The organism is Paenibacillus sp. Soil787 (assembly GCF_001429545.1).
Lineage (GTDB): Bacteria > Bacillota > Bacilli > Paenibacillales > NBRC-103111 > Paenibacillus_E.
In genome coordinates this window covers 303,850-316,846 of sequence record NZ_LMSP01000002.1, presented here as the reverse complement: position 1 = coordinate 316,846, position 12,997 = coordinate 303,850, and the positions used below count along the sequence as shown (strand labels likewise).

Sequence of the window (12,997 nt, the reverse complement as noted above, 5' to 3'; positions counted from 1 at the left end):
CTCACACTACCTCCATTTTCAAAAATTATCCTTTTACAGCTCCTTCGATCATACCACGTACGATATGCCGCTGAAAGAATACATACAAGATCAGCACAGGAACCATGGACACTGACAGTCCTGCAAACAGGCCTCCCCACTCATTTTGATATTGCGCTTTTTTATTAAGAAAGTCCATCGCTACGCCAAGCGTATAGTTTTCTTGCGATTGCAAAAAGATGAGGGCCATAAAATATTCGTTCCAAAATTGAATCGCATTCATAATCGTTACCGTGACAATTCCCGTCATGGCCAAAGGCGTAACGATGCGGAATAAGACCCCATAGGGCGACAATCCATCCATGGTTGCTGATTCTTCCAGCTCCTTGGGAATGCTTCCGATAAAGCTGGTGAGAATAAAGATGCTGAAAGGTAATTTAATGACCGCATATACAACAGCCAGCCCAATTAAATTATTCAGCAAATGAAACTTCATCAGCATGAAAAAGAGAGGAATCCAGCCCAAGACCATGGGAATCATCATGGCCGATAAATAGATGTTATGCAGGATGATGCTTCCACGGAAATTCACTCTCTCAATCGCATAGGCAGTCGGTACAGCCAGAGCCAAATTAAGCAGCGTTCCAATCCCTGTAACCATCACCGAGTTAAAAAAGCTTTTTCCAATATGATATTCTGTCCATGCCTTGGTAAAATTAGCATAGTTGAATATCTCTGGAAATCCCCAGGGCGAAGCGAAAATTTCGGCATTCGACTTTAACGCACTGATTAGCATCCAGACGATCGGGAAAATAACTGCAACAGACCATAGGAGTAAAGGTATGCGAACGACCGCTCCGGTAGCAAGTTGATTTAAAGATCTCATCTGTTTTCTCCTAGTATTGAATTTTTTCACGTTTCAATAGCAATTGCAGCAGCAACACCGTAATTAAGGAAAAGACCAGAATCATGACACCGATCGCGGCCGCATAACCGAAATTATAGTTTACAAAAGCTTGTTGATATAAATAAGACCCCATCACGTGTGTCGAATTGCTCGGACCACCTTCGGTCATGATTTGCACTATGACGAATGAACCGTTCAGCGTTGTAATCACAATATAGATGATAGACGATTTGAGCTGCGCCCAGATCAGGGGTACCGTAATTTTCCAAAACTGTTCCCAGCGTGTAGCTCCATCGACATCCGCAGCTTCATAGATGCTGGTCGGTATATTGCTGATCCCGCCCATAATCATCAACATAAAAAGCCCAATCCCTGCCCATACGGCCGGAAGCACCAAGCTCGGCAGCGCCCAGGTCATATCACCTAGCCATGGCTTTGCCATGCCCTCTAGACCTAGCTGGCGAAGACCGGAATTCACAATACCCATATTGGGATTGTAGATAAACATCCACAGGATTCCGACGACTACGACAGACATAATATTCGGGAAAAAGAAAATAACTCTGTAGAAGGCAGCTTCTTTAATGCGAAATTGTGTTAACACAACAGCAAAAAACGTTGCAATCAGCATGATGAACAATACTTTAAAAAACACGAGAAAGTAATCATGATAAATCGTTTGAGGGATAACCGGGTCATTAAATAAACGAATATAGTTCTTCAAGCCGACGAAAGTTTTATTGCTTCCGGAGCCTGACCATTTGAAAAATGAATCGTACATGCCGCTGAATAGCGGAAACAAACTAAATATCGCGAACATCACAAAAGTCGGAAGCAAGCAAAAAGCTAAAAATTTCATTCGCTGCGCTTTCGATTGAACCATCTATATCACCTTGCTTCCCTTGCTGAATAATCGGAAAGGCAGGTGCTGCCCTGCCTTCCTACTTTTCGCATTTTACTGGTTTTTCTTGAAATCAGCAGCAGCTTTATCAGCGCGCTTCACAAACTCTTCTGCCGAAATTTTGCCCACCATCAACGAAACCAACTCGTTAAAAATCGGCTTCTCCAAGTCCGCATGCATCGGATGCGGCAGTGTACTGAAGGTAACCTTGGATTTATCATTAACCAAAACATTGACTTCTTTTAGATATCCAGGAATTTTCTCGTTTTTACTCACATCGACGCCCTTGACGCTCATCATCGCACCTTGCAGCTCCAAAGAAAGCTCTGCATATTTCCGCTTGAAAACAAAGTCCAAGAACGATTTAGCCGCTTCAGGATTTTTCGCTTGCTTGGCAATGGCGACAGGGGCCGGTTGAGGAACGATCGACAACGGCTTGCCTGCATCTTGTAAAGGTGTCGGGCTGAAGCCAAAATCAAAGCCTTGCGGAACATCCTTTTGCATTTCAAACGGCAGCCAGAACCCTACCGGAATAAACGCATTTTTGTGAAGGAGGAAATTCATCTGCGATTGGGTATGATTGAGCGCCGCAAAACCTGGATCAATCAGTCCAGCCTTTTGCATTTGTTCGATCTTCTTCGCCACTTTCAGTGCAGCTTCGCTCTGCCAGGCGCCTGGCTTGGCATCGACCAGATCAGCAATGAAAGCGGCTCCGCCTTCAGACGCTGCCCCCGGCATGAATAGGCCTCTAAGAGGGTAAGGATGCATGCCATCCGTTACAAGCGGAGCGATGCCGCTTTTCGCTTTAATCTCTTTCATGTTGTCCATCCAGCTAGTAAAATCGGTCGGCACTTTGTAATTGTTATCTTTCAACCACTTGCGGTCATACCATGTGCCCCAAGCATCAAAAACGAGCGGTAAGCTATAATTTTTTCCTTCATAAACACTAGGTTGAACAAACAGGTTGGAAAGCAGCGGAGATCCATCTTCCAGCTTTAATGTTTTGGACCATTCCGTCAGATCCATCAATTGACCATCCGCTACCATTTGCGCTTCACTAGAGCCTGCGCCTGCTATGTATACGAGATCAGGTGGGTTATTCGAAATCCATCGGGTTTTCATCTCCGTGTTCACACTGGGTCCTGCCTGCTCTACAATCTCCAATCCCGGGTTCGCCTCTTTGAAATCGCTAATGGCTTTTTTCCACCATTTGTCACCATAACCACCTACGAAATACTGTATTTCCAGCTTTCCAGAAAGCTTCGCTTTTGCTGGTGCTGCAGTACCTGAAGACGGTGTTGAATCTACCGCTTTATTCGTTGTCTGATTTCCGGTGCTGCCGCACCCTGTAAGCATAGTGACAACCATGGCGGCTGCAACCATTCCTTGGCCAAGCTTATTCATACCCATAACCCCTCTTCATATATGTTCTATCGAAACTCACGAACGCCTGAACGGAGGATTCAGTGAAACTTCTTACATCTTCTACAATCTGCTTTTGATCTGTTGAATGGCGAGCCTGACATGACCGGCACTTTGCTGAAGAGCGGCTTTCGCTTGATCCAAAGATACATTCGCTTCCATCATGACGATTGCAGTTTTCACTTCAAAGCCTGTTTGGACGAGAACCTCTTCCGCTTTCTCATAAGAGGACCCCGTAATGTCGATGACCATACTTTTTGCACGCTCTATCAGCTTTTTATTCGAAGCCTGAACGTCGACCATTAAGTTTTCATAAATTTTCCCCAACTGGACCATCGAGGCCGTACTCATCATCGTGAGGATCATTTTATGCGCAGTGGCCGATTTCATCCGGGTTGACCCCGAGACGACTTCCGGACCAACGACGACTTCGATTTTGCATTCAGCAAATTGACTGATTATCGCGTTATGATTACAGGATAAAGCCACAGTGTAAGCGCCTACATTAAGAGCGTATTTCAATGCACCTATTGCATAAGGTGTCCGGCCGCTTGCTGCAATTCCTACAACAACGTCCAGGTTGGACAAGTTGCGGTCTTTCAATTCTTGAACCGCCTGCTCCTCATCGTCCTCGATGCCTTCAGCGGCACGGGTCATCGTATCATGTCCACCGGCGATGACGGCCTGTATCATTTCCGGCGGCGTCCCGTAAGTTGGCACACACTCTGCAGCATCAAGAACGCCAAGCCTCCCACTAGTACCAGCACCAACATAAAATAGTCTGCCCCCCTGCTTAAACGCCTTAACGATCTGGCCCACTGCCAGCTCTACATCGGGCAGCACGCTTTCAACTGCTTCCGCTATCTTTTTATCTTCGGTATTGATTATTTGTAATATCTCTTGAACAGACATCCGATCAAGGTTCATACTATTTTGATTACGCTGTTCTGTTGCTAATGCCGATAAATCAATTTTCATGTGAAATCACCATCACTGTCATGAATTTTGGTAAAGTAATTCGCGAGCGACGGTCAAAGCTCCATCTAGAGAATCGCCTCGAGATAACTGAACATGACCTAAGCCTTCTTTTTTCAAGTGCTGCGCAAATCGTTCTCTGAGTAATTCAGAGTGGACGAATACAGATCCTGTCACGAAAACTGGCGTATGTACGTCAAATTCTCGTGATTTCAGAAACAAGCTTCTGACTAGCTCCGCCAAATCATCTGCCGCCTTCTGTAAAATTCGGATAGCCGTCTGATCGGAGCGATGGGATGCCTCGATGACCAGCTTGGCGATACTTGCGATTTCATTCTTTGGTGGCAACGCAGGGTACATATAAGAGATTAATTCACTCTCTCCAGAGATTTTAAGCGCCTTCAAAACCATATGAGATAACTCAGTTGGCGCCTCACGATAATCGTAAGCTCTGCAAACTGCTCTCAATGCCTCAAGACCGATTGCATAACCGCTACCCTCATCGCCAAGCACATGCCCCCACCCCCCGGACTTATAGAGAACACCATCGCTTAAACCAATTGCATTGGAGCCCGTTCCAGCAATCACGAGGATGCCTTGGGATTGCTTCGAATCCAACATCCCTCTGAGAGCAATGTACAAATCCGTTGTAACCGAATATACAGCTTCTTTACTCAGCTTGAGCTCGCCCGCAATTTGCTGCAGCGATTGTTCAATTCTGATTCTGTCTGCCTCCAGACGCGCTCCGGCTATTCCTGCACATATACCAATAATTTCACCCGGAAGAATGTCGCTCGCTTGAATAGCTTGGCTGATAAGATCCTTTAATCTGCAGATCATCGTATCCCATCCAACTGATTGCGGATTCGTTGCCTCCCCGAAAAACGTTATCCCGCGTTCCCGACTCACCACTCGACCGTCAAGTTCAATGTATTGAATCGCACAGGAGGTTTTGGTGCCTCCGCCGTCTATTCCGATTACGTATGGCAAAAAATGGACCACCTTCCTGTTTTGCTGGGTTATCTTGGTTTATATTTTTATTATAGGTTCACTGAAATATCATGTCAATATAATTAATAAAATTTTGAAATGTTATTTTAATTATGGAACCCAAACGAGAAGTCATTTTACCGCCAGTTCATATTTGTAACATGTTTCATGTATGATCTATAAGTAGATTAACGTTACTGATCTCAATTGTTAATAGAATTTTCCACGATAATGCTCTAAAATTCCACTCGTCGAAGCTTTGATCAATCCGATCGACCCGATCGAGATCAAATCCTCTAGGCCGCTAGCTTATTTATAAATGCCTTTAAATTGCTTTTACTAAAAGTACACCCTGAAAGAATAAAAGCAGAAGAGGAGGTACCTCATCTGCTTTTTCATTATCGGGATCGAACCACATTCTTGCCTTTACAGGCTTTGCAGTTCCGTCTATATAGGGTAGCTAAATTAGGGACCCGGGAGTCGGCTCGACGGCCATCAACCCGAGTTCGTCGCAGGCGTCAAGAAAAGACGTACAGCAATCACATTATCCGCTCCAAATTCAACATCGTCGGTGATATCGATCATAAACGGCAAATAGCCGCCCTTATGGATGAGTTGAACGACAAAAAGGGGCGACGAATGATTACATTCGACTTGCCCCTTTTTAGTGCAATAACTTATTTACGCAATATCAACACAGCTTTTCCCGATATTGCACCGGTGTTGCACCTTTGATGGTTTTGAACATTTTCGTGAAATATTGAACATCGTCATATCCAACGATACCCGCAATTTCATAAATTTTAATCGTCGGATCTTTCATGAGTTCAATCGCTTTCTCCACCCGATATTCCATCACAAATTTACTGAACGAAATGTCCATTTCCTCTTTGAAAATTTTGCTTAAATAAGACGCATTCATAAAAAATGCTTCTGCAACCGTATTCAGATTTATGGATTCGTTATAATGTTCCTCCATATATGCAACAATTTTCTCGATCACTTTTCGTTTCTTCTTCTTTTGCGTCTTATCCAAGTAAGCCATGAGCTTAAACAAGGCTTCTTCAAATAATTGACGGATTTCATCTACGTTCTGAGATCTTTGCAGTAACTCGAAGAACTGTAAACTGAACCAGGAGACATTATCCAAGGTCTGTTTGCCTTGGATCGCAGTTCTTGTTATTGAGGTAATGATTTGAAAATATAAAAACTTGAATTCAATCAGATTCATCTGTTTATTTTGTTTCACAAGCTGATCCAAATGTATAAGTACCGATTCCTTATCGCCCAATTTAACTGAATTGACTAACCCTTCAATATCATAATGCTTATATGTCTCCGATTTCGCGGAAATATCTGAGATCGCACCGCGTTCCTGATTGAGAAAACCGCTTATCAGCAACGACTGCTTCGCCTGTCGGTATGACGAAGAAATATTCATGATGTTGGAATACCATCCTCCATAGCCAATATCAACCGAGCATCCAAAAATTTTATTGATCATAGGATTGAACGCCGCCGAATCGAGCTGTTGGCAAAGAGATTTGCAGGCGTGGTCAGAAGACACAATTGCTACTACTTCATCAGAATTTGTAAAAGTAATCGCTCTGCAGTTAATCTCTCGAAGTATATCTCCGACCAAATTTCCGATAACGAACTGTGCGAATTCGGTATCCAAGTGAATTCCATCTTTCTCCAATTCTTTGAATTGAAAAATAACGCAACAATGATTCAGATTTGAATATTCAAACTGTAAGTCGTTTAGAGCCTCAAGAATTTCCCGTTCGTTCTGGATCCTCCCATTAATCAGATTTGCAAACAACATTTCTTTCAACATAGGTAAATGCTTGTTGACTTGCGTATCCGCCTTTTGCAGCAATTCTTCTTTTTTCTTGTCAGCCAGAATTTGCTCCAGACATTTTTTTACGACGCCAAGCAAATCGTGGTCTTCCACCGGTTTCAATATATAATCGAAAGCTCCAAGAGAAATTGCTTTCTTGGCATATTCAAAGTCGCTATAGCCGCTGATAATAATGACTTTGCAATGAAGCTGATGACCTCTGAGGGATTGAATAAGCTCAATGCCACCCATATTAGGCATACGAATATCGGTCAATATGATATCAGGATTCAATTGAAGTGCCTTGTCCAGCGCTTCTTGACCACAGCTCGCCTCATCCATAACCTTGATCCCCAGTTGCTCCCAATCTATCGTATGGACCAGCCTTTCTCGTACCCATGCTTCGTCATCCACAACCATCATTTTGATCATGTCGCCAGCACCTCTCTGATTGCTATCGGAATTTCTATCGTTACTTTCGTACCTTCTCCATAAGCGCTTTCAATTTCAATTCCATAATGAGGTCCGTATTGTGAGCGGATTTGGTGGATTAAGTTTCTAAGGGCAAAGCTTGATGTCTCCTCTGTCGCTTCCATTTGCAGATACTGTCTTAATCGCGACAATTCCTCTTTCTTCATCCCCATACCGTTGTCTTCAACGATAATTTGCAGATTCCCATCCATAGACGATACGGCAACAGAAATATGCCCCCGCCCTTTTTGTTTTTCAATTCCGTGATTGACCGAGTTTTCAACAATTGGCTGTAGCAGCATCTTAGGGACCAGACTGTCGGCAAATTCATCCGGAAGATCCACGTGAAAGCTGATTTCACCTCGATAACGAATATTTAATATAGTTAAATAACTGACAACCAGACTTACCGCTTCTTTTAACGAGACGATATCTCTGCCGCTGCTTAAGCTGACTCTGAAAAATTTGGATAAAGCAGCAACCATTTGCGATATCTCTTCGACCTTTTTAATTTTCGCGATACTATAGATGGAATCAAGTGTATTGTATAAAAAATGAGGGTTAATTTGAGCCTGCAGCAGTTTGATTTCGGCTTCCAGTTTATAAAACTTTTCATTTGCAAGATCTTTAACTAGCGCATTCAGTTCATCCGCCATATCATTAAACCCCTGATAAACCTGACTAAACTCATCTTGACGATTGTCTTGTATCCTTACATCCAAATTTCTGTTGCCGATTTTTTGCATCGCCTTTATGAGCTTTAACAATGGTTTATAAAATAGATTCGCTAAAAAGTAACTAACCATAAAAATGATCAGAGCCGTTATCGAGATGAGGACGAAGAAAAAATTTCTGATTTCATAGACTTTACCCAATATCTCGGACGACGGGATAACGACAACATACCTCCACTGGTTGTAGCGGGAGATCGAATAAACGACGAATTGTTTTTGCGAATCGACAAAAAAGCTGCCGCTTTCTTTTCCCGATGACTGAATCTTTTCGTTAATCTGTGAATAGAGGTCCATTTTGGTCCCCACAACACTCTTGTCTGAATGGGCAACAACATTAGAATCGGCGTCCAAGACGACGAATTCACCAGGAATGCCTCTTTGTATTTTTCTATAATAGTCGCTAATATAGTCCTCGCTTACATTGACGGCCAGAACTGCAATCGTATTCCCATCTTCGTCATTTAAGACCTTATTAAAAGTAATCAGTTTACTGTCTTCCAACCGTGTAGAAATATGATTCAGGCTATAATAATTGACGGGAGTTGACACAAACCAGTGTTCAATACCGTCTTTGTTTTGGCCATTTTTCACAAAATCAATGTTATTCGTATCCATATCTTCGTAATAAGTTGATTTCGAATCGATGATTGTATTTTGCTTTACCAAATATAAATAAAAAGAATCGGTACCTTCCAAAACATTTTGGATTTTAATGCGAGTGATAAAAAAACGGAGTAAGTCCAGCATCTCTGCGTATTTTTCGTTTTTCGCCTCAGAAGACAGCCGCGTTTTTTGCTTTGCAAGTGTTAAAAGCCTGTTGTCCGTTAGAATCAACTTGCTTAATCCGGTCACATTATCAAGAGCGGTATCAATATTAATAACAGCAAAATCTATACTGCTTATGACAACGTTGGAAGTTTGATCCGTTATGGATTGCGCAGACCTATTGTAGAGTAAGCTGCTTACAATGATCATGGGAATGAGGATCACGATCACCATACTCATGAACATTTTGGTCCGAAAACTGACGTTTTGAAAGTTCATCCGCATTCCATTCCTCTTGAGATGGAACAATCCCTTTGCCCTGCAATTACAGGAAAAAGGGATGCCATCTTCGTATAGTTTAACTGAGGTTAATTGCGTTTCTTCATTAATTGTATCGTTGTGATCAGTACCGCTGTTAGAATCAGGAGCCCACGAACGATATATTGCACGTATTCATTGACATTTAAGATCGTCATCGCGTTTATGAGTACGCCTAGGAAGATCAGACCGATAAATGTTCCCCATACTTTACCGACGCCCCCGAACAAGCTCGTGCCGCCGATTATGACGGATGAAATCGCAATCATTTCCCAGCCTTTTCCGAAGTTGAATGAGCCGGACATGACCTGTGAGGAAACGAGTACCCCGCTAAGCGCAGAGCAAAGTTGGACGACAATCATACAAATGATTTTGACACGTGAAACATTAATTCCTGACAGACGAGCCGATTCCGGGTTGCCCCCTACCGCATAGACGGAACGTCCGAATTTGGTATAGTTCATTACGATAAAAATGACAGCGAATACAAGAAGCAAAATAATAGCAGGAATCGGAATTGAGAAGATTTGTCCGGCCCCGAGAACATTATACCATGAAGGCAAGGTCGTTACGGGAAAACCTTTTGAAATGACTGCGGCAACACCATATATGACGTTTAACATAGCCAGGGTAATAATAAATGAAGGGACTTTATACTTCGCTAAAATCCATCCATTAAACAAACCAATCAAACCGGCAACGACAAACGATAAAAGGATACCTACAATGACAGCAGCATCCATCGGCATTCCTGCGTCAGCAAGTTTGCCGGTCGTAAGACCTATGATAACGCCCGTTAACGCAACCGTCGATCCGATGGAAAGATCGATTTCACCTGCAATGATGACAATCGTCATGCCGAAGGCGATACAACCCTGCAAAGCCATATTTCTTAAAATGTTTAACAAGTTCTCCCCGGTTAAAAAGCCGGATGAAGCGAATGTCATCAGGATGACGATGACCAAAAGTATGATCTCTAGTACATGTTTGCTCAGCTTCTTCTTCAAATCAAACGATGAAGAAGACAATTTTACGGCAGCCGCTGGTTTCATGATGCTTCTCCTCCCATGCTAAGCGCATATAGCTCATCTATTTTCAATTGTTCCGGCGCATATTCCCCTGAAATTTTGCCGTCCTTTAGTATGAGGATGCGATGGCAAACTTCGAGCAGCTCCTCCAGCTCCGATGACACCATGATGCTGGAAATTCCTTTGCGCGACTGCTCCCAGATGATTTGAAAGATTTGCTGTTTGGCGTTGACGTCAATGCCTCGCGTTGGTTCATCGAAAATCATAATGCTCGGGTTCGTATTTAACCAGTTGCCGACAACCACTTTTTGTTGATTCCCTCCGGATAAGGAGGATACCTGGTGATTTACATCCGCTACCTTGATCTGGAGGTCGCTCACTTGCCTTTGAACGACTTCGTCTTCGTCTTGCTTGCGGATAAACAAACCTTTTGCTATTAAATCCAGGCTTGCTACACATAAATTATCCTTGATCGAAGCAATCTGGATGAGCCCTTCATGCTTGCGGTCTTCTGGCGTGTAGGCAAGTCCGGCTTTTTTCATCTTTTCTGGAGTAGGCGACTGAATTTGTTGACCATTGCAATAAATCTGGCCGCTATCGAATGAATCTGCGCCGAAAATCGATTTAAGCAGCTCGGTTCGGCCTGATCCGAGCATGCCTGCGATGCCAAGAATTTCACCTTTTCTTAACTGAAAGGATACATCCTGAAATTTATGTTTGCGGGTTAATCCTTTTACTTCCAGCACAACCTCGCTCGATATTGTTAAATTAGCGGGACGGGTCCGGATTTCCACATCGCCAAACATCATGCCGATCAAATCTTTGCGAGTCAGTTCCTGCATCGGCGCCTTACCGATCAAATGCCCTTCTCGCAAAACCGTACAAGTATCCGCGATTTCCCAAAGCTCATGCAGACGGTGCGAAACATAGGCAATAATGACATTCTTTTTCTTCAATTCCCTAATCATCTTGAATAACGATTCGATTTCGTTTTTCGCAAGAGCAGATGTCGGTTCGTCCAGTTGCAGAACTTTCGGGTTATAGCTCATTGCTTTCACAATTTCAATCATTTGAGCTTGACCGACACTCAAGTTGTGTACTGTTTCTTCAGCCGGAATATCCACATTGTATTCCTTTAAAATATCATTCGCCATCTCGTATGTCTTTTTCCAGTCCACGATCATACCCTTCATAGGCATTCGACCTAGAAAAATGTTTTCCGCAACGGTCAAACCAGGTACAAGGCTTAACTCTTGATAAACGGTCACAATCCCCTTCGCGAAAGCATCTCTCGGATCGCGAAACTTCAAGGACACTCCATCCAATATGACTTCTCCCTGTGTAGGCTCGACCGCACCCGAAAAAATTTTGAGCAAGGTTGATTTTCCGGATCCGTTCTTCCCAAGCAGCGCATGCACCTTTCCGCTTTCGAACGACACGGAAACTTGATCCAAGGCCACAGTACCCGGATATACTTTAGAAATTTTACTGGTTTCCAATACACTCATGGGGTCTACCTCACAGTTCTCTCTCTTTTATATGGTTAGGGGCTGCCTCGTTCTTCGAACAAGGCAACCCCATTTACTTAGAAAATGGTCAGATGACTACTTGCTCATTTTCGCCTTCAGATCAGCCTCAAACTTGGAAATGCTTTCCGGATTTGCTCGGCTAAGCAGAATGCCGTCAATAATGGTAGTCTTACCTTTGCTCGCACTGATATCTTCGCCTTTTAGACCTTTAATCAACAGATCCATCGCTTTATAGCCAATATCGTAAGGGTTTTGACCGGTTATCGCCTGTAGAATATTATCTTTATCCTTCAACATTGAAATCAATTGATCGCTTGCATCTGTACCGAATACAGCCACTTTGCCAGCTTTACCGGCATTTTTCACAGCCATCGTTGCGCCGATCGTACCGCCTTCATTAGCAGACCAAATAATATTTACATCAGAATGTGCAGTTAAAATATCACCCATTACGGATACAGCCTTATCTTGTATCCAAGCGTCTTGGTCAGCGACCACTTCAACGTTCGGGTTGACTTTCTTCACTTCGTCCAGGAATCCGTTTACACGATCGGCGCTTTGTTCCGGCAGTTGCGATTTGAATTGAAGGATAGCAATTTTCGCCTTTCCATCAAGTTTCTCTTTGATATATTGCGCAGCTGCCTTACCGGTAATTTGGCCGATGTTTTTATTATCCGAAGTATATCCGCCAACGGCAAAAGGTGCATTTGTGAGGGCGGTATTGGTTATGGCAATTTTCACGCCTGATTCGTCCGCTTTCTTTAAAGCTGCGATAGAGGCATTTTCATTCAACGGCGAAATCGCGATACCATTTACCTTTTGCGAGATATACGTGTTGATCAATTCCGCTTCTTTTGCCTGGTCGTTAGCTGTATTTCCAGTTAAGACTTTTACGCTTGCAGCTTTTGCCGCATCCTGGTAACCAAGAGACAGCAGCTTCATGAATTGGTCTTCCTGGAACACGACGCCGGCCACAACGAGATCCGCTTTCTTATCAGTGGCTTTGACTGCCGTGCTTGCTGTTGCTTTAGCAGTTTCAGTGGCTGTCTTTGAAGTACCGCAGGCTGCCAGAGATAGAGTTAAAGCCGTTAATGTCGCAAGAATTAATGTTTTTTTCATTGAAATTACTCCCCTTTTA

10 protein-coding genes are annotated in these 12,997 nt (G+C 43.3%); all 10 read right to left on the bottom strand.

All coding sequences use genetic code 11. The features are described from left to right. Positions 1-25: 25 nt before the first annotated feature. Complete coding sequence (locus tag ASG93_RS05975; protein WP_056829826.1) at positions 26-865, bottom strand: carbohydrate ABC transporter permease; 840 nt, start codon at positions 863-865, stop codon at positions 26-28. 10 nt (positions 866-875) lie between these two features. After that, on the bottom strand, positions 876-1,769 hold the full coding sequence (locus tag ASG93_RS05970) for a carbohydrate ABC transporter permease (protein WP_056829823.1): 894 nt from the start codon (positions 1,767-1,769) through the stop codon (positions 876-878). 72 nt (positions 1,770-1,841) lie between these two features. After that, on the bottom strand, positions 1,842-3,191 hold the full coding sequence (locus ASG93_RS05965) for an ABC transporter substrate-binding protein (RefSeq protein WP_056829821.1): 1,350 nt from the start codon (positions 3,189-3,191) through the stop codon (positions 1,842-1,844). A gap of 81 nt (positions 3,192-3,272) precedes the next feature. After that, positions 3,273-4,187 (bottom strand): N-acetylmuramic acid 6-phosphate etherase, encoded by a 915-nt coding sequence (murQ, locus tag ASG93_RS05960; RefSeq protein ID WP_056829819.1) that lies wholly within the window; start codon positions 4,185-4,187, stop codon positions 3,273-3,275. Positions 4,188-4,205: 18 nt separating this feature from the next. After that, complete coding sequence (locus ASG93_RS05955) at positions 4,206-5,174, bottom strand: N-acetylglucosamine kinase (RefSeq protein WP_056829817.1); 969 nt, start codon at positions 5,172-5,174, stop codon at positions 4,206-4,208. A gap of 691 nt (positions 5,175-5,865) precedes the next feature. Then, positions 5,866-7,446, bottom strand: a complete 1,581-nt coding sequence (locus ASG93_RS05950) for a response regulator (protein ID WP_056829815.1) — start codon at positions 7,444-7,446, stop codon at positions 5,866-5,868. Continuing rightward, positions 7,443-9,263, bottom strand: a complete 1,821-nt coding sequence (locus ASG93_RS05945) for a sensor histidine kinase (protein WP_162262827.1) — start codon at positions 9,261-9,263, stop codon at positions 7,443-7,445. The genes ASG93_RS05950 and ASG93_RS05945 overlap by 4 nt, the downstream gene beginning before the upstream one ends. 89 nt (positions 9,264-9,352) lie before the next feature. Beyond that, complete coding sequence (locus ASG93_RS05940; RefSeq protein WP_056829810.1) at positions 9,353-10,354, bottom strand: ABC transporter permease; 1,002 nt, start codon at positions 10,352-10,354, stop codon at positions 9,353-9,355. Beyond that, the gene (locus ASG93_RS05935) at positions 10,351-11,838 is read right to left on the bottom strand and encodes a sugar ABC transporter ATP-binding protein (protein ID WP_056829809.1); all 1,488 of its coding nucleotides are present in this window, start codon (positions 11,836-11,838) and stop codon (positions 10,351-10,353) included. Before ASG93_RS05935 ends, ASG93_RS05940 begins: the two co-directional genes overlap by 4 nt. 96 nt (positions 11,839-11,934) lie before the next feature. Next, positions 11,935-12,978: a substrate-binding domain-containing protein gene (locus ASG93_RS05930; RefSeq protein WP_056829807.1), complete on the bottom strand. Its 1,044-nt coding sequence runs from the start codon at positions 12,976-12,978 to the stop codon at positions 11,935-11,937. Positions 12,979-12,997: the final 19 nt, after the last annotated feature.